We start from the raw sequence: 22,363 nt of genomic DNA on the forward strand, positions 1-22,363 counted from the left end.
CCTTGAAATTGCCAAGCTTGAGTTGTTTTTACTTCATCATGATCCCATTCAGGAGCAAAATCCGGGTTTGCTTGCCTGTCGCCGCAGCTAAGGGCATTAATTTGATTAATCTCGTCTTGGCTTAAGCTAAGCGAAAGGGCTTTTAAGTTGGTAGCCATATTTTCGCGTTTGGTCGATGACGGTATCGTCACCATGTCATGCGCTAATTCCCAAGCAATGACCACTTCAGCGGTGCTCACTTGGTGTTTGTCTGCAATCGCTTTAATGGTTGGATCTTTAAGTACTTTACCTACCGCAAATGGCATATAGCCGGTAACGAGAATGTCGTTTTGCGCACAAAAATCACGTACCTTTTGGTTGGTTAGGTAGGGATGTACTTCTACTTGATTGGTAAATAACGCGCCTTTTGGCAAAATATTTAAGGCTTCTTCCATTTGTGCAATGGTAAAGTTTGAAACACCAATTTTTTTCGTTAAACCAAGCTCTTTTGCTGATTGTAACTCGGTTAAGTACTCATCCATGCTTTCGCCATTGGCTGGGCTTGGCCAATGAATAAGCAGTAAGTCGATGTAATCTAGTTGGAGCTTAGTCAGGCTTTCTTTTACGCTGTTAATAAAGTCCGTTTTATTTAACTTATCATTCCATACTTTGGTGGTAATAAATAACTCACCACGTGCAACACCACTGTCTTTAATCGCTCGGCCAACAGCTTCTTCGTTACCGTAAATTTGCGCGGTGTCGATGTGTCTAAAGCCCTTTTCAATAGCTGTTAGCACACTTTGATATGCAACTTCGTCTTGTAATCTAAATGTACCAAAACCCAGTTTTGGCATAATTGATTGTGACATCATAACTCCTTAATTATGGAACTTGGGCAAAACATATTCGCCGATGTGCTTTAATGCCCATTCGATGGGTAATTCGTTACGTCTAAAGTGCAGGCCAATGTGATTCACACCGGCATTTTTCATTGCCTTTAGTTATGACATGAGTCCGTTAATGCTTGTTTCAACCCCTAAAGAGGGGCGATTGAATAGCGATATTATTGCTAGGAAAGTCTTTACGAAAAACAGCAGGGATAACAAAACACCTTTGTCGTTTTTGCAAAGGTGTTTTAATCGTTATGAATTAGCTTCTTCTTTTGAAAGTGTAAAGTATGCGCGAGTGACAGGGTAGGCAATTTGTGAAATCAGTGCTGTGCCCCAAAGTAAGTTGCCAATGAGCGAAGGCACATGGGGTAAAATGGGAATGGTAACTAAAGCGAGTATAACGCCAAACATTCTTACTTTAGCTGTTGCAAAACGATGGGCTACACGGTGTTCGATTATTAACTGGATCCACAATAAACTCAATAAGTAGCCTGCTAACCCTACACAGCCAATGACACCATATTTAAGTGGGTAAGGTTGCCAAAACCCAGCTTTCACTTCGCCGGCGAGCGCAACGCCGACCATAACTGCACATAACATTAAAAATAGGTGTGCTAACCACCAACTTACGAGTGTCCATTTATGTTGATTCTTAGGTTTACCATTGCCAACAAAGTCAAAGTAAATCCAGCATTGAACAAATACTGCAATACCGCCAAACATAAAGTTAGCCAGTACAGAGGGGTCGACTTTATAAATTCCTTTTTCTGATAAAGTAATCACCAATTTAAAGAAACCTTCGCCTACGACAATGAGCAGTAAAAGGGCAAAGCGCTCAGACATATGCCCAAGGCGTGGTAAAAAACGTTTATTTTCAAGTACACCAATTTTTGGAGCCATATACAAAACTTGGATAGCGGCAATCGCAGTGCCAAATACCCAATAACGATAGGGTGCAGGCATAAAAGCTGTGGTCGCAAAGATAATGGCAAGTGCAAAGTAGTTACGGCTCACACTGCGTGCTAATTTAGTTGATTCGATCCCCAATTGATTGGTGCGATGAAATAGATACGCTGTAATAAGTCGGTTAGCTGCATAGGCCAATGCAAAATATGTCCAGCCTTTGTCAAGTACATGGGGAATAGAGGCTGCCATAACCATGGCTGTGACAATTTGGCAGGCCATTATCAGCCGATGTTTTACATCGGTACTGACATAGAGTGAGTTAAAAACGCTGGAGTCAGCCCACGCGAACCATACGGTGATGAATAAACCTGCAAAAGTAAGAAAACCACTTAAATGTAAGTGGTCGCTTAAAAAATTACCTAGCAGAAAAATGATTACCACATGGATAAGATCATAAAATAATTCAACCCAATGAACATGGTCATGTGAACTTTTTAAATCTAGGTGATGCTTAGGTAAGCGCCACATTGGGTGGTTTTCTAATGCCATAATTGATCCTATCTATTTCCTTTCGACAATAATTGCAGTGATGGTGGTTTCACCCTCATTTTTGACTTGATGAGTCCATGCGTCATGCCACATCACATAGCCATTGGGGATCTCAAGTGTTGTTTGTGACTCTTTAGTACTGATGGTTGCCTTACCACCCGTCTCAAAATAGACAGTTTCAGCATTATGCTTATGCCAATTATCTTGCTCACCTGGTGCTAAAGTCATACGCAAAACAAGTACTTCACTGTTATCTAGCAATACTTCATAGTGATTAGGTGAAGCAATATGTGCATGGGGGAGTTGTGCTGAAAAGGCATGTGGTGAGCACATCATTATGCTCACCAAGCCAATCAGCAAAGTTGTAAATTTGCTCATGGCTACTCTCTACTTATGCATACCGCGAATTGGATAGTTATTTTTTGGGTCGCGTATCCAGCTAAGCCCACTTACCAAGGTTGCTAAATCAGGTCTTACAAATGGGTTATTAGAATAATCAACCACATGTACATTACCTTGCTCGTTAACCACAAACAGAGCAGGCTCTGCGAAAGGGTGATCTGTTTCTTGCGGTGAACGGGGATCAGATATGTAAGTACCTAATGTTTGCATTTGCTCTGTAGTCAAACCGTAAGCAAGTGGAAATGACACAGATAACTGTTCTAAATGCGCTTCTAACTGCTCTTTGCTATCACCTGAAACAGCAATTACATCAACACCCGTTTCTAATAGCGCAGCTTTGTACTGCTCGAGGCTGTTTAAATAGCGAGTACATAAAGGGCAATGCTTACCTCGATAAACAACAACAAGCTGCCAGCTTGCACCGTGTTGAGGTTGACCAAGAACAGCCTCTTCACCATTCAAAAGTGCAGCACTAATACTAGGAAATGCACTGCCCGGATGGAGTTTATTGCTATAAACAGATTCGTTACTCATGAGTGCTCCTTAAAAGTTCTCGTTTAAGTGTTTTTCAAAGCGCGCAAAGTCGCTGTCAATGTCTGCATTTTTCATCACGTCAAAACAGGCGAAAGTAGGTAACCCTTGCATACCGAAAAACTTAAAGTTCATATGCATTGGGAAAACAAGGTCATCAACACTTTTACCTTCAAAAAAGTCAGTGGCATCTGCAAATGATTCTGCAGGTGCATTTAAAGTCAGCGACATCATGTATTGAGTGTTATTCAAGGTGCCGCCTTTACCGTAATTGGCTTTTGGATTGTCTTGATGACGACCATCACCATGGCAAAGCGCTCCACCCATGCCCGCGGTGTACACTTCATCCATGTATTTTTTGAATGACCAAGTCATGCCCATCCAATTAATAGGTGATTGCAAAAAGACGATATCTGCCCATTGATGGTTCTCAAGTTCAGTTTCTACATCAAATTCGTCTTGTGTATTAACCACCCGAGTTTGATAGCCTTTTGCTTGAAAAAAAGCGTCGGCTTTTTCGATTAAAGCAGCATTTAACTTACCTTCAGAAAAAGGGTAATAGTGATGTGCGTTAAGAATTAATACGTTTTTCATAGTTGAGTATCCGTTTGCTAGTTACTTTATCGTGTTCAAAATACATTCTGTGGTATATAATAGTAACCTAGATTATTTAATCAACCAGTTACCTTTTTGTAACTAGGCTGAAAAATGCGAGGATGTTTTGGAAAGTTCAGTAGAAACAGATAGTAAGGGTAGAAAAAAAGTTTTAAATGCTTGCATGGAGCCGTGTGCTATTGAAAAAGGCATGCGTTTGATTGGCGGTAAATGGACGGGCTCTATTATCTATCATTTAAAAGATGGCCCTGTGCGCTTTAATGATTTAACGCGCATGCTGGGTGGTGCAAGTAAAAAAATGATCGACCAACGTCTAAAAGAGCTTGAAAGTAGAGCGATGATCACCCGTCATGTTATTAGTACGCGTCCGATAGCGGTGACCTATGAGCTTACTGACTTTGGCCGCTCAGCACTGCATATTCTTGATGAGTTACGGGTTTGGTCTGAATCGAATGAGATTTAACGCCAGTACTTTGCACTGGCGTTCATTATTTACGGAAAAGAGTAGCGTACAATTCGTTTTACTACAGAAAAGTACTGGCGAAAGAAGCCGCCGGTATTGTAGTGAATACCGTGCTCTTTAAAGATAGCTTGCACCTTTGGGGCTATTTCGCGGTAGCGCTTTGCTGGTAAGTCTGGGAATAAGTGGTGCTCTATTTGATAGCTCAAGTGCCCAGTCATTACATGAAACAGGTTACCCCCTTTGATATTTGATGAGCCCAACGCTTGGCGATAATACCATTGGCCTTGCGATTCATTTTCGCAGTCTTGCTGGTTAAATGTTTCAACTTCACCGGTAAAGTGCCCGCAAAAGATAATGGTTGAGGTCCACAGGTTACGTAATAAATTAGCCGCTAGGTTACCTGTGAAAACCCACAAAAATAAAGGCCCAGCAAGCAATGGAAAGAGCAGGTAGTCTTTCACTAGCTGGCGTGCACCTTTACTAAAAAAGCGCTTTTTAAGTTCGCTGTGCGGTACTTTGTAATCGCGGTCATCTTTTTTCTTGCCAAAAAATACTCGCTCGGCTGCCATTTCATGGTACGACACACCCCATTGGAACAGCACACTGAGTAATAGGTAAGTGACAAATTGCCACAGGTTTTTTACCCGCCAACGAAAGTCATTCGATAAGCGCAGTAATCCATAACCGAAGTCGCGATCTTTACCAATAATATTGGTATAGGTGTGGTGCTCGTAGTTGTGAACGCGGTTCCAACTAGCTCCATCGCACGCTATATCCCACTCGTAAGACTTTGAATTTATGTATTTATCATTCATCCAGTCGTATTGGCCATGCATCACATTGTGGCCAATTTCCATGTTATCGAGGATTTTTGCTGTGGCTAAACTAAGCACACCCACGAGCCATAAAACTGGCTGAATAAAGCCTAGCATTAATAAAATTCGGCCACTCCATTCAAACACTCGCTGGCAAACAATAACGCGGCGAATATATTTTGCATCTTGCTCACCGAGCCTTGATTTTACATCTGCTTTAACGCTATCGAGTTGAGCTGCTAATTTTTCAAAATTGACTGTTTTTGTTGTCTTCATGCTGATAACTCCACGTCACTGACTGGTTGCGATATGCAAAGTTGAATTAATTGCTCTGAGCTATCAGAGAGCTCACCGGTACGAATATCACGCACTATGCCTTGCTTTTTAACGCACTGGCATTGATGGCAAATGCCCATACCACAGCCAACTGTCACCGGTTGCTTATTCGCTTGTAAGTGGGTCAGTAAGGTTTGTTGGTTATCAATAGTGAATGTTTTGCCCTGATGAGTGAGTGTTAGTTCGTGCTTATCAGAGGTTGCTAAAACAGCAGGGACTGCACTGAAATGCTCACTATTTATAGGTGTATCTAACTGTTCAGCTAAAGTAGCTGCTTGGTTATACAAAGAAGTTGGGCCGCATACTAACCAGTGTTTATGCGCATTTGGTGTCAGCCATGTCGTCGCATCGCCATCTTTGCTGCGCTCAAGTAAGTGGTAATCAAAATTGCTCAGTGTTTGTTTTAGTTGCTCAAGCTCATCTTTAAGCCAGTGGCTGTTTGGTTTTGCGTAATAAAGCAAGGTTATGGTTTTTTTGCTATCAGCAGGTATAGATTTAAGCATAGCTATAAATGGCGTAATGCCAGAACCACCGGCAAGCATAATTAAAGAGCGAGCAGTATTTGGCATAACAAACTGGCCTTTAGGCTCAGAAATATTAAGCCATTGTCCAGACTTCAGACTAGTTAGCTTTGATGTAAACGCGCCTACCTCTTGACTGCGGATCAGTAACCTAATTTGACCTTGCTGTTTTGCCATGTGTGGTTCGCTGGCTATAGTAAATACACGCGTTAGCAATCGTCCATTTGTTTGTATAGTTAACGCAATATGCTGGCCTGCTTGATGAATTGGCCATGCTTTTTCTGGTTCAAGAACCAGCTCAACATTTTGCTCAGCAAACACTTGTACGTGTTTTACTTGTGCACGAAAGTAGCCTTCGCGCCAGCCAGGTTTAAAGCACTGGATCACAGGTTCCCAGTATCCAGCCCATGATTGATGATGTAATAAGTGTTTTGATAATGAATTAAATAACGCGCTCATTTTTTGCCTTTAGCTTACAGGTGTACGCTCACTTAGCGCACAAGTGTAAGTCGAAAAGTGATAATTGCAAGTCTAATTTGAGTATTAGCTCTAAATTGACGGAGCTATATGCAACTTTTAAGAATTTAAAATGTGATAAGGAGAGCTTTAGGAATAGTTGCTTTTTATTTTAATTCATGGGGATATGCTTGATAGGTTCAGCTCATGTAGGTAATTATTCAGGGAAGTGGGAGTGTAGAGCCCATTTACAGAATGTGTTTGAATTTGGCTATAAAGCTTAACAACAATAGCCAGTTTAGTTTGCAGCTCTGCCACCGGCTCTAGTGGCAAAGCTTAATTTACAGTTCGAAGTGTAAGATGGGGTATTCGTTGCTTTGCGAGTCAATTCAACCTAATTTTTATGCAAACATTATCCCATCTGGGTTTTGTTTGAAGCTATCCTTACTCTCTAGATTGCGCCACACCTTTTCGTGAAAGTAAAACGCAACCGTATTGACCGCAGGCTCAACAATGGCAACCAAGCCACCAATTAAAAAACTACCTGTTAAAAAGTAGGTCACTGTAAACGCGATTGTGAAGTGCATTATTGCAAAAGTAACTGTTTTAATCATTTTGAATACCCTAACTCTCATAATTTGATGAGTTTAGTATTGCTCATTATTTTTAATCTTTAAAATGGAATAAAAGGATTGTTGTAATCGAAAAACCGGATTGTAATTTTCACGGTAATGCTCAGGAAGTTTTATTTCAAATTCTACGAACTCAAATAGAAGTAGATGGTGAGAGGTGTTCGGAAATATGCTTGTCAGTTGGGGCAATAAACTGGGTATTGCTCACGATAATGTAAGGCGGATCTTGAGGGCTATAAAGAGTAGTAAGCTTATATAATTAAATGACTTAAGTTTATTTTAAGTTTAAACAAGTACAGTAGAGTTTCGCTAATAAGTAAACAAGATAATTTTAGATAGCTCATTTTTGTTTTAGATCATTACAGCATGAGCGCTCAAAGGATAGCTTAATTGTGAGTCTATATTACGTATAAATTGGGCACTTATCTAAAGGCGTTTTTACTAAAGAGGCATTATGAATATTAAAAATACAACGACTCATTACAATACTTTTTCTATTGTATTGCACTGGCTTATGTTTATTTTAATCGTCACTGTTTTTGGCAGTATTGAATTGCGCGAGTTATTTGATAAAGGTACAGAAACCCGCGACGCTTTTAAAATGTGGCATTTTATGTTGGGTTTATCTGTTTTAGCCCTAGTAAGTATAAGGTTAGTAGTGCGTGTACTGGCAGGCTCAACGCCAGCGATAAAACCTGAGCCTGCAAAGTGGCAAAATACATTGGCTAAACTAGTGCACCTTGCGCTCTATGTCTTCATGATTGCAATGCCAATAGCAGGTTGGCTGATATTGAGTATGGCTGGTAAACCCGTGCCATTTTTTGGCTTAGAGCTTCCTCCATTAGCAAGTGAAAATAAAGACCTTGCTAAAACGATTAAAGAATTACACGAGACAGTGGGTGAAGTTGGCTACTACTTAATAGGTATACATGCCGCTGCCGCATTAGTTCACCATTACTTTTTGGCTGATAACACTTTAAAACGTATGTTACCTCTAAAAAGTGAACATTTAGATAAGTCTGAGTAGTTAAACCTTGAAGCCACATACCATGATTTATGGTGTTATGTTTATGGCGCAAAGAGCCACTATTGCCACTTTCTTCAATCACACTGAAGAGAATTAGTTAGCGAACATCGTAAAAGCTATAACTGACTAATTCTCATACTCGCTTTCTATATCACTAAAAAATAGTACTACTTCTTATAGACTTACAAATAAATTGTGCTTCATAATTATATTCCTACCTGTTGGTAGTTTTTATTATAATTTATTTTTTTGGTCTTAATTTAGGGATATATAGAGCGATGATGAAATTTAGGATGCTCGGTTATTTTGTTTTTTTTCTTTTAATATGTAGTTTTCATGGTGCAGCGCAAGATAGCAAGCCTAATCAAGTCACTATCACTGCGCTAGATGAAGGGGTGTGGCTACATACATCTTATTATACTTACCCAAATGGTACACGATTTCCTTCAAATGGCTTAATTGTTAAAGAAGGAGATAGTTTGACACTTATCGACACTGCGTGGGGAGAGTTACTCACTTTAGATCTTCTCGAAGCAATACACTCTGAAATTAAACTGCCAGTAAGCAAAGCATTTGTTACACATGCCCACGGCGACCGAGCTGCAGGAGTTGATGTACTTGAATCTAAGGGGATCGATGTTTTTGCCCATCCATTAACTGTTCAGCTAACGACAGAGCAAGGAGCGGCAGTGCCAAACAATACCATTAAAGAGCTTAAAGAAGCAGGCTCAGTTGTTAAATTTGGCTCACTTGAGCTGTTTTATCCAGGGGCCGGGCATGCAATGGACAATGTTATGGTATGGTTACCTGAAAAAAGAATTTTATTTGGTGGTTGTGCGGTTCGATCACTTCAGTCATCATCTGTTGGTAACTTAGTTCATGGCGACATTCATTCTTGGCTAAATATAACAAAGCAATTAAACAAACAATTTAAAAGCGCAGTGATGGTTGTTCCCGGGCATGGTGATGTAGGCGGATATGAGTTGCTCTCTCATACAGAAAAATTAATATCCGATCACCTTAAATAGACATTGATGATGGTGGCTTTAAACTAAATCTGAACAGTTTAAAGCCCCTTTATTTCCTTGTGGTCTGTGCTCAAAAAGTACGTAAAATCCAACGTAAAAGTAACTTTAAATTCGCTTTGTATTATTTCAAACTCGTCTTGCCGAATTTGACTGGTAATGAAAAATGAACCTGCAGATACTGTTAATTAAAAGTAAATACTTTTAAATTTGAACACACATCTAAAGGTTGAATATGCACACAATAAATAAAAAGGCATTAGCAGTTGCTGTCGCTTTAGCTTGCTCATTACCTGTACATGCACAAAACGAAAATCAGCAGGATATTGACAATAAAGTATCAAAAGAGCCGCAAAGTGGCTTAGAAATCATTTCTGTTACGGCAACAAAACGCAAAACGAAGTTGATGGAAACACCGGTAGCAATTACGGCGTTAACAGAAGCTGAGCTTAAAAAAAATGGTGTTAATAATATTAAGGATATTGCGAACCTTGTTCCTAGCCTTGATATTTCAACAGCAACCGACCAATCAGCACCCGTTATTTCAATGCGCGGGGTACGCTCAACCAACCTAACAGAGCTAGGTGATCCAGCGGTTGGTGTGCACTTAGATGGGGTGTATTCACCGAGAATGCAAGGTGCGCTTGCATTGATGTACGATATTGACCGTGTTGAAGCATTACGTGGTCCTCAAGGCACCTTATTCGGCCGAAATTCTACGGTTGGTAGTATTAATGTTATATCTGCAAAGCCACAATTTGAAAATTTCTTTGGCAATGTGAATGTTGAGGCAGGTAAGTACAACAGCAAAAACATTGATGGCGTTGTTAATATTCCAATTAACGAGGAATTTGCAGTTCGTTTCGCAGCAAAAGGTTTGAAGCGTGATTCTTATTTAGAAGGCTACTATGATCCTAACCAGTACGATACTCGCAGGCTTTCTGATGATGTATTAAATGCACCTGTAATATCAGAAGACTCTTATCAAGGTGTTGGTCAAACCGTCACTCAAAGAGAAAACTGGTGGATTGATGGTGCTGGTACCGATCCAGAAGCACAAAAAGTTCGCGCATTAACACCTGCAGATAAAAGTGATTTTTATAACAATGCAGATGAATATTCATTCCGTGTGAGCACACTTTGGGAGCCATTAAATGGTAATTTCTCAAACCATACGGTTTTCCAAAAGTACGTAAATAACAGCAACAATAATCTTGATTTAGTTAACTGTGATAAGTTAAGAGGACGTCCAGCTGAAATGGGGGGCGATTGCTCAAATTTCTTGCCAAGTGACAACACTTATCAAGCGGTTGTGAATGTTCCTGGACAATTAGATTTAGACATCACTTATCTTCGCAACACATTAAATTATAACCTAAATGATGAATACAATATCGTTTGGTTGATGGGTTATGAAGACATGAAAAGAGAGTCAGCACAAGACAGTGAAGTAGGTCTTGACCCATGGGATGGTGCAACCTACTTTTTAAACGGCACTGGGGCTGAATCGTTTTCAACAGAATTACAACTTCAATCTGATGAATATGGTGACTTCATATGGATTGTAGGGGCAAACTACTTCCACGAAAAAACCACAACTGTGGGTTATTATGATAATCCAATGGATGATAAAGCGTTTTGGGATCAACCTGATCGCTCAACAGATGCATTTGCCATTTTTGGTCAAGGAACATACAAGCTAACCGAGAAGTTACATGCAACTTTAGGCTATCGTTTTAGTGATGAAACTAAGCAAGACAAAGGCGGCAGAACGTATCGATGCTCAAATGCCGATGGGTGTGCTGTAGGTTGGTTAAATAGAACAGACCTAAACAATCTGCCAGTCGACTATTACGAAGACCCATCTATATATGCATCTTACTTTGAAAATGACAACAAAGGAAGCTGGCAACATCATGACTTCCGTGTTGGCTTAGATTATGACATTTCATCAGAAACCATGCTGTATGCATATTTAGCGAGTGGCTTTAAAGCGGGTGGTATTGGTGATGTATACGAAGTAGTTAACGATAGAACCGGTGATGTTACCCGGTTTGAAACGAAGTTTGATCCAGAAGAAGTATTAACGTGGGAGCTAGGGGCTAAATCAAGCTTTTTTGATAACTCACTGAATTTAAAAGCTGCTTTTTTCTATACAGACTATACAGATATGCAATACGCATCGGTTGGTTCGATCGGTAATGTTGAACGCTTATCAGTTGTGGAAGATGATAACGGAACACCGATTTTAGGTGATGATGGCGAGCCTCTTCTTGATTATCAAAATCAACCTGTGATTGCTTATTACACTCAGAATGTTCCAGCATCAACAATTAAAGGTATTGAATTTGAATTTGACTGGAAGCCATATCCAAATGGTCGCATTACAGGTTACGTAACTTGGACTGATGCTAAAATTACGGAAGATTGGAATACTAAGTGGGATTATGATTCAGAGTATCTATTTGATATCTCTTATGAAGAGTCAAAAGATCCAGAAAACACATTGTTAGCGACAAACCTCAAAGGTAACAACCTAGCAATGACACCTAAATACACTGCGAATATTAGTTATACGCATACGTTCAATTTAGGTGAGTATGGCTTTATTCATGGTTGGTTTAACGCAAGTTGGAAAGATAAATCGTATTCAACGGTGTGGAATCTTGATAAACATTTAGATGATATGGATTTTGCAGTTTCAGACGAAGCGACAAAATATATTGATGATAGCCGAGATGCATTCGCCGTTTATAACGCATCTTTGAAGTATGAGCCTCAAAGCCAAAAATGGTATGCGGAGTTATTCATTAACAACGCTTCTGATGAGACCATTCAATATTGGAACAACACGAGTAAAGGTGTACCAAAAGGTAGTTTTGGCATGCCGAGATACTATGGTGTTAGAGCCGGTTTCTCATTTTAACCTTACGATTAAGCGCTCTCATATTGCTCTGCAATATGAGAGCTAACCAGATTATGAGGCAAAAAAATGAAAAAATTATGGCTACCACTAGCAACTTTATGTGTTGCTTTTTTATCCCCTAATTTAAGTGCAAACTACTTCAAAGATAACTTTTCTTGGGGATACAACACGAGTATTTGGACTGCACGACAAGGTGACAATGGCACGCCATTTGGGTGCTCCTTTGAGCCTAATATGCAAAGCCCCAGCGAGCATGGCTTAACACTAACCTTATCGCAAGGCACATGCTCAGAATTACAGAGCAATCAGTTTTATAGTTATGGCAAGGTACAAGGTCGATTAAAGTCAGGCAATGTTGCTGGTACGGTTTCATCGATATTCACTTATACCTCATGGTGGGATAGTCCAGGTCGAGCATGGCAAGAAATAGACATTGAATTGCTGCCCTCACTTGGTAATGTTGTACATACAAATATTATCTATCAACCGCAAGGTGGTTTATATCAAAGCTGGGAACAAGACATCGATTTAAGCCAATTTGGGCTTGATTACCGTGAAAATCTGCTCATGATAGGCTTTGATTGGTCTAGCAGTGTTATTCGTTGGTATCTGTATGATGCCAATGGCCAAGAGCAAACTATTCGTACCGTTTATAAAGATAATGGTGATGGTGTGCTGGCAAATAATGAGATACCTGCATACGCTTGGCCTGTTGATAACACCAAAATTATGATTAATCACTGGCACGGCGATAACTCACAAGAAGCCAATTACTTTCCTGGGCAATATTATGGTGCTTCATCTTGGGTATATTATGATTTTATTGAATACATACCTAACTAACTATTTATTTTTCAACGTGTTGTATTATAGGTTTTAAATGTCTAGATTTAAATTTTCACCATTATTATTAAGCCCATTGGTTCTTATTGGGCTTGTTTATAGTCATCTTTCACATGCCATCGACAGCGAACAGGTAAACTGGCCTGATGTAAACACTAAACTCAAACAAGACCCTGCTGTTGAGAAGCAAATTGATGAGCTCATTGAAGGAATGACAATTGAGCAAAAAGTAGCACAAATGGTTCAACCTGAAATAGGCTATTTAAGTGTCGAACAGATGCGCAAGTATGGCTTTGGGTCGTACTTAAATGGTGGTAACACCGCGCCTTATGGTAATAAACGTGCCTCGATGAAACAGTGGCTTCAATATGCCGATGAGATGTATCAGGCATCAGTAGATGCATCGATAGATGGAAGCGCAATTCCGACGGTTTGGGGCACAGATGCAATGCATGGACATAGCAATGTTTATGGAGCTACGTTATTTCCACATAACATAGGTTTAGGTGCAACCAGAGATAAAGAGCTAATTAAACGCATTGGTCAAGCGACAGCAAAAGAAGTTGCTGCAACCGGAATAGAATGGAGTTTTGCGCCTACTGTCGCAGTGGTCAGAGACGATCGGTGGGGCAGAACATATGAGAGTTATTCTGAGAACCCTGATCTAGTTAAAGATTACGCAGGCGAAATGGTTGTAGGTATTCAGGGAAGCATCAACAATGATTTCTTAACAGGAACAAATCGTATTGCAACAGCAAAGCACTTTGTTGGTGATGGTGGAACTGAACGTGGTATAGACCGTGGCAACACTATTATTGATGAAAAAGGTTTGAGAGATATTCATAGTCCTGGCTATTTTTCAGCAATAAATGAAGGTGTTCAGTCAGTTATGGCATCTTTTAATAGCTGGAACGGTCAACGTGTGCACGGTGATAAATACTTGCTAACAGAGGTACTTAAAAAGCAAATGGGCTTTGATGGTTTTGTTGTCAGTGACTGGAATGCTCACAAATTTGTTGAGGGTTGTGATTTAGAGCAATGTGCTGCAGCTATCAATGCAGGTGTTGATGTTATTATGGTTCCAGAGCACTTTGAAGCCTTTTATCACAACACGGTTGCGCAAGTGAAAGAGGGTACTATTTCTGAAGAAAGAATTAATGATGCTGTTCGACGTTTTTTAAGAGCGAAGATCAGATGGGGCTTATTCTCAAGAGGTAAACCATCAAGCCGATCTGAATCTCAGCATCCTGAATGGTTAGGTGCTGCTGAGCACCGTGAGCTTGCTAGAGAAGCTGTTCGTAAATCATTAGTATTATTGAAAAATAATGACAAAATACTGCCAATTAAAGCAACAAGCAAGATACTGGTTGCTGGTGATGGTGCCGATAGTATTGCAAAGCAAGCAGGTGGATGGAGTGTTTCGTGGCAAGGCACAGACAACACCAATGACGACTTTCCAAATGCGACGTCAATTTTTGGTGGTTTAAAGAAGCAAGTTGAAAATGCCGGTGGGCAAATTGAACTAAACGAAGCCGGAAACTACTCGGTCAAACCTGATGTAGCAATTGTTGTTATTGGCGAAGAACCTTATGCAGAGTGGTTTGGTGATATCGAATATCTTGAATATCAGCATAAAACAAAAGCAGATCTAGCATTATTGAAAAAGTTAAAAGCAGACGGCATTGCGGTTGTTACTGTATTTTTGAGCGGTAGACCACTTTGGATAAATAAAGAACTCAATGCATCTGATGCATTTGTTGCTGCATGGTTACCTGGCTCAGAAGGCGAGGGCGTAGCAGATGTTTTATTGACCGATTCGAAGGGCAACATTCAACATGATTTTTCAGGTAAGTTGAGCTTTTCATGGCCAAAGTATGACACGCAATACACATTAAACTTAGGTGATGAAAACTATGATCCATTGTTTGCTTACGACTACGGATTAACCTACCAAGACACGGTTAATGTGCCTTTACTGAGTGAAAAAACATCACCTAAAAAGCAAGCTAATGAAGACGCAAAGCCACTGTTTGTTAGAGGCTTAGCAGAGAACTTAGTTTGGCGCTTAAAAGACGCAAATACCGCTGCCATCGAAACAACAGGTTCATCTGCAACCAGTGGTGATGGTGCTAGTTTGTTAATGCAATCAGTTAACTTGTCTTATCAGGAAGATGCAAGACAATTCATTTGGCGAGCAGGCGCAAAGAAAGCTACTTTGAGCTTAAGCTATAAGCAGCCTGAAGTGCTCAGTGATGCAAGTAAGTCAGCTATTCTTGAACTTAAAATGAGAGTTAACACAGCGCCAAGTAAAGCGACTCAAATACAATTAATGTGTAACAATAACCATTGCATGCGTAACATTAAGTTTGAATCAATAGAAGCCTTGATGAATGATAAGAAATGGCATACGTTAGCGATACCGTTAAATTGTCCATCTGCGTTAAATACTATGACCAAGGTGACAGAGGTGCTAAACGTTTCAGCAAATGCTGCCAGCTTAGCTGTTGCGGATATAGCACTGACTAGTAAACCAAATGCAGATGCTTATTTACTCTCATGCTCTGACTAAATCTTAGTAAAGCTGATGAGCAAGTAATGCCCATCAGCTTTACCTTATGGATTGAATAATTTGAATACTAGTAACCCCCGCAGCCACTTATTTTGGCTGTTTCAGATATGTGGTTGGGTTGTTTACGCAATGCTAACCGAATTAATGATTAAAGTACCAAGTGATGAGCCTTGGACTATCCATATCCCGCATCTGATTATTGATACAATCTGCGGCTTTTTAATTACCCTGTTCCTGCGAAAAGTATTCTCCTATATCAATTTTATTGAGCTAAAACTGAAGATTGCGCTTCATGTTGTCGTTGTTATAACTGCGACGTTAATTTGGACACAAATAAAGTGGATTACGCTGCAGTGGTTTTATGGAAACTTTTGGCAACCAATGACGTGGTTTGACTTTGGTACATGGACGTCGGCGTCATTAACAGTGCTTTCAACATGGGCCGCGTTTTATTATGGGATCAAGATTTATTTAGATAACTTAGAGCAAACGCAAAAAGCAGCTGAAGCCACACACCTAGCAAAAGAGTCACAATTAAAAATGCTGCGTTATCAGCTTAATCCCCACTTTATGTTCAATAGTATAAATGCGATTTGTACATTGATTTTGAAGAAAGAAAGTTTAGAAGCTGTCAAAATGCTCGAAAAACTGTGTGATCTATTGCGCCACAGCTTATATACAGATCCACTTGAGAAGGTAACAATTAAGGAAGAAATTGGCATTCTTAGCAATTATTTAGATATAGAAAAGTGTCGATTTACTGATAAGCTAGTTGTTGATATTTCTGTTGCCGATGGTTGCAACGAGTTGTTGATCCCCTCTATGTTGATTCAACCCCTTGTCGAAAATGCTTTAAAGCATGGCATGTGTTCAAACCAGAAAATGTGTATCACCATTGCAATAGAAAAAACGAAGAGTTATTTAAATATAAAAGTGTCTGATACTGGCAAGGGATTTGGTGAGGAAAGTACCAACAAAAGAGGTATCGGGTTAGCTAATTGTGAGCAACGTTTAAAGCTAATGTATGGAAAGTCACACCGTATAGAAAAGGGCAACTTAAGCGAAGGTGGTGCTTGGGTATGTATAACATTACCTATGAGTGGTCATAATAAATGATAAAACTAAATACGATACTGGTTGATGATGAATACAGCGCCGTCGAAGGTTTACGTATTCGACTCGAACATTTTCCTGAAATTAATATTGTTGGTAGTGCATGCAGTGTTGACGATGCAATTGAGCTGATAAATAACAAAGAAATAGATTTAATTTTCTTAGACATCGAAATGCCCTCTAAATCAGGTTTTGAATTGATAAAGCATTTTCAACCAGAGGCATGTCCTGCGGTCATCTTTGTCACAGCATTTCATCAACATGCGGTCCAAGCTTTTGAAGTTAGAGCCATCGATTATTTATTAAAACCGGTAAAACTAGATAGACTTGCTGAAGCTATTGAAAGAGTTATAAGTAAAGTAAAGCTATTTCAAAAAAGTGAGTTGATAGCGCTACAACAAGAAGTGAGTAGCAAGTCTGAGCAAAACAAACACTCTGCTAATCAGTCTGATTATAATTTTGACAGTGATCACTTGGTTATCCGGGATGCTAAAAACCCGATTCAAATAATTTCATTCACCGATATTCTTTGGATTGATGCGGCTGGCGATTATATGTGTGTGCACACCGCGACCGATACCCATGTTATGCGAGCAAGATTAAAGGAACTCGAGAGTAATATGCTGCCTGAGGCATTCTTGCGGATCCATAAGTCGACAATTATTAACTTAGCCTATGTAAGACAGCTTGAGCCATTGCGCAACTCAGAGTACATGGCAACCTTAACTACAGGTAAAACCTTAAAAGTAAGTCGAACCTACAGTAAGCAATTAAAAAAGCTGATTTAAATAAATCGGTGCTGTTTTACAACACCGCGTTATAAACAGCACCTTACTATGCAGTAGTATTTACGGCTGTTTTGACCAAACTGATTTTAGAATGTTAAACCCTATCGCACCGAGAACGACACCTGTTACTTTATCAATATAAAATGCGGCTCTAATGAATTTTTGTCTGATAGTCGTTTTTGACAACATATAAATAATTGCCACATCCCAAAAAAAGACGACTAATGTCATCCATACTCCTAAAAGCACTTTAAAGCTAATGCTGACCTCAGGGGTTAGTGCAACAGTAAACAAGCTTAAATAAAATAATAAGTTTTTAGGGTTTAAAATACCTGAGAGAAACCCAGTTACAAACTCTTTGCAAAAGCATGATAATGAAAATTCAGTGGATGCCTTGGTATTTGTGGAGAAATTAGCATAGGCATTTTTAGGGGCTTTTAAGGCGTGATAGGCTATATACATCAAAAATAAGCCACCAATAACTTTGAGCGTTACCATCAAACCAATTGAGGTGGATAATATGGCGCCAACTCCAATTAAGCATAAGGTAATATACACTGCATTAGCTGTTGCGATCCCAAGTGCTACGCCAATCGCATTCTTTTGATTGCCTTTTAATGCACTTTTAACAACCAAAACAAAATCGGGCCCAGGACTTAGCAATGCAAGAAAGTGTGCAGCTGCAACCGAAACAAATATACTGATTAAATTAATATCCATAACTTCCTCAAAAAATAATAATACCAATCTGCAATACTTAATTATTTTAAGGGATAAAACGTGTCGCTAGCTGCGTTAAAGTTTCTTATTTAGAACCACTAAATAACGAAATTATTGCCGTGTTATTAGCGAGGTTTTATTGCCTCAGAGTAGATTGCTTAATTAAGTGAATTGCCATACTCAAAAATTAAATGGGTCAAATTAACATCCTTTTCTTGCTTTAATCGAAAACACTAAAGGAACTTGATGTCCTTTGTGAAGTAATTGGTAACCTTTATCATGAACATACTCTAAGCCTTCAAAGCAGTCATAAGGGCTATATGGGTATTCGTCGAATGATTCTATCGTCAAACCAGCCTGAATGAGTGAGTTTATAATGTCACTAATTGAGTGACTCCAGGTTACTGTTTTTGACTTTGTACCATCACAATTTTCGGTGTATGTTCCTTCTTCTTCAATGGTAGGTTCAGAGTCATGAAAATAAGAGTAGCCATTTAATAACTCATTAAAAGAGTGAAATTCAACCAGACATAAAGTGCCGCCAGCTTGTAAAGAGTTAGCAATTACTTTAGCCCATCGATTTAAATCTGGTAACCAATTTAGAACACCATAAGAAGTGTAAACAATATCAAAAAGTTGCTGGTTGATAGCGTCAAAATCGTAAACATTACTTTCGATAAAAGTGGCTTCTAAATTTAAGTTTTGTTTGAGCTCATTGGCATACTCAATTGCAGTAGGCGACAAATCAACACCCGTTACACACGCGCCAAGCCTTGCCCAAGAGAGCGTGTCTTGACCAAAATGACACTGTAAGTGCAATAGCGATTTATCTTTCACATCTGGGAGTAGGGCGAGCTCGATGGGGTTGAGTGAGTTTCTCCCATTTTTAAACATTGGTATATTGTAAAAACTAGACTGGGTATGAAGATCAGTTCTTTTATTCCATGTATCTCTATTTACTTTAATATAATCCATATGCGTCCTATCCAGCTAACTTCTAATTAGGCACTGCTCAATCATTGCAGCAATGCCTAATAGAAATAATAATATATTATATTTTACACAACAAACATAAGCCTTTAGTCACATTGAGAACCCAGTTCTCCCACAGTAGTCTGCCAGTCCGATCTTTGCCTGTCGCTTGATAAGATAACTGAGCCAAATAAGTTAACTTTTGGCGGTGCAAAACCGCAAAACTCAAGCGTGTGTCGACCCAACTGCTCTAAAATAGGCTGTGCTAATTGATCTATTAGCTCCTTTGGGGTGTCCATGGTTAGGATAAGTCTTGCAGTTTTGCCGGTTAAAAGTGGTGTTGGAAGTAAACTATTTTGTTCAAACGTAAAGGTAACCCCAGGCAAAAAAACGCGATCAAACAGCCCTTTTAATTTAGCGGGTAGGCTACCCCACCAAACTGGCGAAATAAGCACGAGATGATCGGCCCAAAGGAGTGCATTTGTAAATGCTTCTAAGCATGACTCTAACGGCTGTACCTGATCATAACCAAAGCTGAGATCTGGGTTAAAGTCCATTTCAGACAGTCTAAAAGTACGTATATTTGCCGTTTCTTTAGCTGTGCATTCATATGCATCCACTAAAGAGTCAGCAAAGCTATTGGGTTTTGGGTTTCCGTTTAAAATGAGTATGTTTTTCACAATCAAGACCTTTGTGTTAGGAAATAATTGCTACTCTAAAGCCTCCCCTTAACGGGAGAGTCAATCGATATCTGAAAAAATTTTGAAATTTTGTTCAGTCAACGTTCCGATGAAATTCCCGTAAGTGCAGTTACTAAACTGATATAAACGCTTTTATAAAGTGGTCAACAGGTGCAATAAAGTTAGGTTTTATTAAGCCAACTAAACGACTCACGTAAAAACCCCATGGCGTGGTGTTTTATTAATTCTCCATGAGCCATAATGATAACTTCCGGCTCCCAAGCCAATATTTTTTCAAAATGCTGTCTAGCTTGAGGCTTTTTAAACATAAAGCTGAGGCGCCAATCTATCGGTGTTTTTCCGTTAGGAGCTAAGATCCCCGCACCTTTTGCGAGCCATTTTTGCCAAGCCTTGAAGTTGTCACCAGAAAAGTTCTCAATCAGATCAGTCACAATCAATGTTTTTGAGTTGTTATGGAAAAACACACACTCTTCCATAAAGGGTGAGCCTGTAAATAACTCTTGGGAAATATCTGCCTGCCACTGCCAGTCCAAGTCGTCATTAAGGGATGCATCAAAAGAGATATCATTGCGCTTTTTTATGACCTCACTAGTGCCATAAGTTTTAGCATCGGGATATGCTGCAATCCATTGTGGTAAAAACAAGTGATGTAAGTGATTAGGAGCTATAAGGTATTTAACCGGGCCTAACTGGTCTATTTGGCTCTTTAAGGCATCGCTCAGGTGGATAGGACTGTGTACCCATAGATCGCCATTCGCGAGTTTAATAACAGTCATGCGGGTTGTAAAAGGTAAAAAAAAGAACGTTACTGCTTCACCATCAAAAATCCAAATGTCGGTTGCTAACTTTTCCATGATCTTCCTTAATTAATTCGTAAGAACGCTTAATTATTTTCAGGGATTAAGCCTGTCGCTACCTGCATTAATGATTTCTTATTTAGAACAACTAAATCAGTAATCTTTGCCCCGTTATCAACGAGGTTTAATTTGTCTAAATTGCTACCTAATAGAGCGAATTGGTATGAAATCGAAGTTATTAAAGGCCCAATTTTTGAAAATATAAAAACGACTTTATTGAAAGCACACTGTGTATGCTATCTAGCTTGATTAAATCAATAACCTACAGCGATTATAAACTCTCCACTTAAGGGGAGAGTCAACTAACTATTTGATGTTAATAAGGCCAACACATGAATCAATATGGGCGATTTTTTGTTTTGTCTGCTCAATTTGTGTTTGCAAACGACTCTTAAGATGCAACAAAAATTCTCTAATCTCGGCCCAGTTTGCTTGCCCGTTTTCATACTTTATAAAGCCCTTCAACTCAGCGAGTGTAACCCCCAGTAATTTTGCTTCTGAGATTAGCTTTAATACCTCTATGTGTTCATTTGTATAAACACGGTACTTTCCTTGACGTTGAGGGGTTGTTATGAGGCCTTTTTCTTCGTAAAAGCGAATTGTTTTAACGGATAAATTGGTTTTTTGGCTACTTCACCGATAAACACCTGCTTCTCCATTTCTATAGCAATTTTGTTCGTTACTTTTTAACAAGCGATATCGTATTCGCTTTTTATTAAGATCTGGTTAAACGTGTTGTTGAATCGCGGATCAACAAGTTTGGCGTAAATATATGCTCTATATTAGCGCGATTTTGTTTATACACCTGTTTTAACACTAAGTTCGCGGCCATAATACCCATTTTTTCGACAGGGTTATCAACGGTCGTCAAAGTTGGATATAAATAATTTGTGAAATGAACATTATCAAAGCCGATGATTGCCAGATCTTTGGGAAGATCAAGCTTGTGCTCTCTTGCACATTTCATTACGCCCGAGGCCATTTCATCATTTGCACATACAACAGCTGTAAATTCTTTATTGATGTTGAAGAAATGCTGTAAGCCTTTGTATCCGCCTGTTTCTTTAAAGTCACCCACGAAAAGAGACTGCTCGTCAAATGCAATACCATATTCTTTTAGCGCTTTTTTGTGGCCTTCAAGTCGGTTATAAGCATCTGGCTTGAATAAAGGGCCTGCTATGTAATTAATCTGTTTATGGCCTTGCTCAAGTAAGTGCTTAGTCGCTAAATAGCCACCCATTACGTTATCGAGGCTAATGCAGTTTTCTTTCATTTGGTCTACATAGCGACTGATTAGATAGATTGGGGTTTTACCTTTATTTAATTTTACTAAATATTCATCACTTACGGCTTCAACGTGGGCGATGATCGCATCACAGTTACGAGAAATTAAAAATTCTAAGCCACTTTTTTCTTTGTCTTCTTCACTGTGTCCTGGCGTAATAATGACATGTTTACCAGCTGCCCTTAATTGGGCTTCAATAGCAGACATCATTTCACCAAAAAATGCACCGTCTAGCTCAGAGACTAAAATCCCCACACTATTGGTGCAATTTGAAGCAAGAGAGCGCGCTATCGAATTTGGTTTGTAACCTAGCTGCTCCATCGCATCGAGGACTTTTTGTTTGGTTTTTTTGCTGACGTAATCATTTTCATTTAACACCCGAGATACGGTTGATAAAGAAACGCCAGCGAGCTCTGATACCTGATAAATAGTTGCCATAATT

Annotated in this window: 21 protein-coding genes and 1 pseudogene; 8 read left to right on the forward strand and 14 right to left on the reverse strand. The window is 39.4% G+C overall.

Annotation, left to right across the window (positions count from 1 at the left end; translation table 11 throughout):
* Nucleotides 1-41: 41 nt before the first annotated feature.
* From dkgB to ACSFVZ_RS06885, 5 genes and pseudogenes are all read right to left on the reverse strand, one after another.
* Nucleotides 42-848 (reverse strand): annotated as a pseudogene (gene dkgB, locus ACSFVZ_RS06865) (2,5-didehydrogluconate reductase DkgB); the annotation flags it as partial.
* A 273-nt stretch (nt 849-1,121) separates the two neighbouring features.
* On the reverse strand, nt 1,122-2,324 hold the full coding sequence (locus ACSFVZ_RS06870; protein WP_435558462.1) for a low temperature requirement protein A: 1,203 nt from the start codon (nt 2,322-2,324) through the stop codon (nt 1,122-1,124).
* 12 nt (nt 2,325-2,336) lie between these two features.
* Nucleotides 2,337-2,702: a cupin domain-containing protein gene (locus tag ACSFVZ_RS06875; RefSeq protein ID WP_240704567.1), complete on the reverse strand. Its 366-nt coding sequence runs from the start codon at nt 2,700-2,702 to the stop codon at nt 2,337-2,339.
* A 9-nt stretch (nt 2,703-2,711) separates the two neighbouring features.
* Nucleotides 2,712-3,260 (reverse strand): redoxin domain-containing protein, encoded by a 549-nt coding sequence (locus ACSFVZ_RS06880; RefSeq protein WP_135926799.1) that lies wholly within the window; start codon nt 3,258-3,260, stop codon nt 2,712-2,714.
* Between the two features lie 9 nt (nt 3,261-3,269).
* Nucleotides 3,270-3,851 carry an NAD(P)H-dependent oxidoreductase gene (locus ACSFVZ_RS06885; protein WP_063530087.1) on the reverse strand — a complete coding sequence of 194 codons (582 nt, stop codon included), beginning with the start codon at nt 3,849-3,851 and terminating at the stop codon, nt 3,270-3,272.
* A 127-nt stretch (nt 3,852-3,978) separates the two neighbouring features.
* Between ACSFVZ_RS06885 and ACSFVZ_RS06890 the strand changes: the two genes are divergently transcribed.
* Nucleotides 3,979-4,335 (forward strand): winged helix-turn-helix transcriptional regulator, encoded by a 357-nt coding sequence (locus ACSFVZ_RS06890; protein WP_054553546.1) that lies wholly within the window; start codon nt 3,979-3,981, stop codon nt 4,333-4,335.
* Between the two features lie 29 nt (nt 4,336-4,364).
* On the opposite strand, the gene ACSFVZ_RS06895 is transcribed toward ACSFVZ_RS06890, so the two are convergent.
* From ACSFVZ_RS06895 to ACSFVZ_RS06905, 3 genes are all read right to left on the reverse strand, one after another.
* The gene (locus tag ACSFVZ_RS06895; RefSeq protein WP_235383458.1) at nt 4,365-5,426 is read right to left on the reverse strand and encodes a fatty acid desaturase family protein; all 1,062 of its coding nucleotides are present in this window, start codon (nt 5,424-5,426) and stop codon (nt 4,365-4,367) included.
* Complete coding sequence (locus ACSFVZ_RS06900; protein ID WP_435558463.1) at nt 5,423-6,466, reverse strand: flavin reductase family protein; 1,044 nt, start codon at nt 6,464-6,466, stop codon at nt 5,423-5,425. Before ACSFVZ_RS06900 ends, ACSFVZ_RS06895 begins: the two co-directional genes overlap by 4 nt.
* A gap of 398 nt (nt 6,467-6,864) precedes the next feature.
* A complete protein-coding gene (locus ACSFVZ_RS06905; protein WP_063527308.1) occupies nt 6,865-7,077 on the reverse strand; it encodes a DUF2061 domain-containing protein in 213 nt (70 codons plus the stop codon).
* Nucleotides 7,078-7,549: 472 nt separating this feature from the next.
* Between ACSFVZ_RS06905 and ACSFVZ_RS06910 the strand changes: the two genes are divergently transcribed.
* The 7 genes from ACSFVZ_RS06910 to ACSFVZ_RS06940 all read left to right on the forward strand — a co-directional run bounded on the left by ACSFVZ_RS06910 (nt 7,550) and on the right by ACSFVZ_RS06940 (nt 17,386).
* Nucleotides 7,550-8,122 (forward strand): cytochrome b, encoded by a 573-nt coding sequence (locus ACSFVZ_RS06910; RefSeq protein WP_063528325.1) that lies wholly within the window; start codon nt 7,550-7,552, stop codon nt 8,120-8,122.
* A 278-nt stretch (nt 8,123-8,400) separates the two neighbouring features.
* On the forward strand, nt 8,401-9,150 hold the full coding sequence (gene bla, locus ACSFVZ_RS06915; protein WP_435558464.1) for a subclass B1 metallo-beta-lactamase: 750 nt from the start codon (nt 8,401-8,403) through the stop codon (nt 9,148-9,150).
* A 232-nt stretch (nt 9,151-9,382) separates the two neighbouring features.
* Nucleotides 9,383-12,073, forward strand: coding sequence for a TonB-dependent receptor (locus ACSFVZ_RS06920; protein ID WP_138558243.1), 2,691 nt, complete (start codon nt 9,383-9,385; stop codon nt 12,071-12,073).
* A gap of 66 nt (nt 12,074-12,139) precedes the next feature.
* A complete protein-coding gene (locus ACSFVZ_RS06925; protein ID WP_135926804.1) occupies nt 12,140-12,916 on the forward strand; it encodes a family 16 glycosylhydrolase in 777 nt (258 codons plus the stop codon).
* A gap of 37 nt (nt 12,917-12,953) precedes the next feature.
* A complete protein-coding gene (locus tag ACSFVZ_RS06930; RefSeq protein WP_435558465.1) occupies nt 12,954-15,485 on the forward strand; it encodes a glycoside hydrolase family 3 protein in 2,532 nt (843 codons plus the stop codon).
* Nucleotides 15,486-15,629: 144 nt separating this feature from the next.
* The gene (locus ACSFVZ_RS06935) at nt 15,630-16,601 is read left to right on the forward strand and encodes a sensor histidine kinase (RefSeq protein ID WP_244667140.1); all 972 of its coding nucleotides are present in this window, start codon (nt 15,630-15,632) and stop codon (nt 16,599-16,601) included.
* Complete coding sequence (locus tag ACSFVZ_RS06940; protein ID WP_435558466.1) at nt 16,598-17,386, forward strand: LytR/AlgR family response regulator transcription factor; 789 nt, start codon at nt 16,598-16,600, stop codon at nt 17,384-17,386. The genes ACSFVZ_RS06935 and ACSFVZ_RS06940 overlap by 4 nt, the downstream gene beginning before the upstream one ends.
* Before the next feature lie 60 nt (nt 17,387-17,446).
* Here ACSFVZ_RS06940 and ACSFVZ_RS06945 read toward each other — a convergent pair whose 3' ends face one another.
* From ACSFVZ_RS06945 to ACSFVZ_RS06970, 6 genes are all read right to left on the reverse strand, one after another.
* Entirely contained in the window at nt 17,447-18,106 is a 660-nt protein-coding gene (locus ACSFVZ_RS06945) for a LysE family translocator (protein ID WP_135926808.1), read from the reverse strand.
* Nucleotides 18,107-18,307: 201 nt separating this feature from the next.
* Complete coding sequence (locus ACSFVZ_RS06950; protein WP_063530194.1) at nt 18,308-19,081, reverse strand: class I SAM-dependent methyltransferase; 774 nt, start codon at nt 19,079-19,081, stop codon at nt 18,308-18,310.
* A gap of 104 nt (nt 19,082-19,185) precedes the next feature.
* A complete protein-coding gene (locus ACSFVZ_RS06955) occupies nt 19,186-19,758 on the reverse strand; it encodes an NAD(P)H-dependent oxidoreductase (RefSeq protein ID WP_138558239.1) in 573 nt (190 codons plus the stop codon).
* 182 nt (nt 19,759-19,940) lie between these two features.
* Nucleotides 19,941-20,633 (reverse strand): DUF4336 domain-containing protein, encoded by a 693-nt coding sequence (locus ACSFVZ_RS06960; RefSeq protein WP_063527685.1) that lies wholly within the window; start codon nt 20,631-20,633, stop codon nt 19,941-19,943.
* Nucleotides 20,634-20,942: 309 nt separating this feature from the next.
* Nucleotides 20,943-21,236, reverse strand: a complete 294-nt coding sequence (locus ACSFVZ_RS06965) for a MerR family transcriptional regulator (protein ID WP_435558508.1) — start codon at nt 21,234-21,236, stop codon at nt 20,943-20,945.
* Nucleotides 21,237-21,351: 115 nt separating this feature from the next.
* Complete coding sequence (locus ACSFVZ_RS06970) at nt 21,352-22,359, reverse strand: LacI family DNA-binding transcriptional regulator (RefSeq protein ID WP_135926811.1); 1,008 nt, start codon at nt 22,357-22,359, stop codon at nt 21,352-21,354.
* Nucleotides 22,360-22,363 lie beyond the last annotated feature (4 nt).

This window comes from Pseudoalteromonas nanhaiensis (assembly GCF_051235485.1).
Classification (GTDB): domain Bacteria; phylum Pseudomonadota; class Gammaproteobacteria; order Enterobacterales; family Alteromonadaceae; genus Pseudoalteromonas; species Pseudoalteromonas lipolytica_C.

Coding starts and splice junctions, on each gene's coding strand:
- ACSFVZ_RS06870 (WP_435558462.1), bottom strand. CDS start 2,324: ATGGCATTAGAAAACCACCCAATGTGGCGCTTACCTAAGCATCACCTA.
- ACSFVZ_RS06875 (WP_240704567.1), bottom strand. CDS start 2,702: ATGAGCAAATTTACAACTTTGCTGATTGGCTTGGTGAGCATAATGATG.
- ACSFVZ_RS06880 (WP_135926799.1), bottom strand. CDS start 3,260: ATGAGTAACGAATCTGTTTATAGCAATAAACTCCATCCGGGCAGTGCA.
- ACSFVZ_RS06885 (WP_063530087.1), bottom strand. CDS start 3,851: ATGAAAAACGTATTAATTCTTAACGCACATCACTATTACCCTTTTTCT.
- ACSFVZ_RS06895 (WP_235383458.1), bottom strand. CDS start 5,426: ATGAAGACAACAAAAACAGTCAATTTTGAAAAATTAGCAGCTCAACTC.
- ACSFVZ_RS06900 (WP_435558463.1), bottom strand. CDS start 6,466: ATGAGCGCGTTATTTAATTCATTATCAAAACACTTATTACATCATCAA.
- ACSFVZ_RS06905 (WP_063527308.1), bottom strand. CDS start 7,077: ATGATTAAAACAGTTACTTTTGCAATAATGCACTTCACAATCGCGTTT.
- ACSFVZ_RS06910 (WP_063528325.1), top strand. CDS start 7,550: ATGAATATTAAAAATACAACGACTCATTACAATACTTTTTCTATTGTA.
- bla (WP_435558464.1), top strand. CDS start 8,401: ATGATGAAATTTAGGATGCTCGGTTATTTTGTTTTTTTTCTTTTAATA.
- ACSFVZ_RS06920 (WP_138558243.1), top strand. CDS start 9,383: ATGCACACAATAAATAAAAAGGCATTAGCAGTTGCTGTCGCTTTAGCT.
- ACSFVZ_RS06925 (WP_135926804.1), top strand. CDS start 12,140: ATGAAAAAATTATGGCTACCACTAGCAACTTTATGTGTTGCTTTTTTA.
- ACSFVZ_RS06930 (WP_435558465.1), top strand. CDS start 12,954: ATGTCTAGATTTAAATTTTCACCATTATTATTAAGCCCATTGGTTCTT.
- ACSFVZ_RS06935 (WP_244667140.1), top strand. CDS start 15,630: ATGATTAAAGTACCAAGTGATGAGCCTTGGACTATCCATATCCCGCAT.
- ACSFVZ_RS06940 (WP_435558466.1), top strand. CDS start 16,598: ATGATAAAACTAAATACGATACTGGTTGATGATGAATACAGCGCCGTC.
- ACSFVZ_RS06945 (WP_135926808.1), bottom strand. CDS start 18,106: ATGGATATTAATTTAATCAGTATATTTGTTTCGGTTGCAGCTGCACAC.
- ACSFVZ_RS06950 (WP_063530194.1), bottom strand. CDS start 19,081: ATGGATTATATTAAAGTAAATAGAGATACATGGAATAAAAGAACTGAT.
- ACSFVZ_RS06960 (WP_063527685.1), bottom strand. CDS start 20,633: ATGGAAAAGTTAGCAACCGACATTTGGATTTTTGATGGTGAAGCAGTA.
- ACSFVZ_RS06970 (WP_135926811.1), bottom strand. CDS start 22,359: ATGGCAACTATTTATCAGGTATCAGAGCTCGCTGGCGTTTCTTTATCA.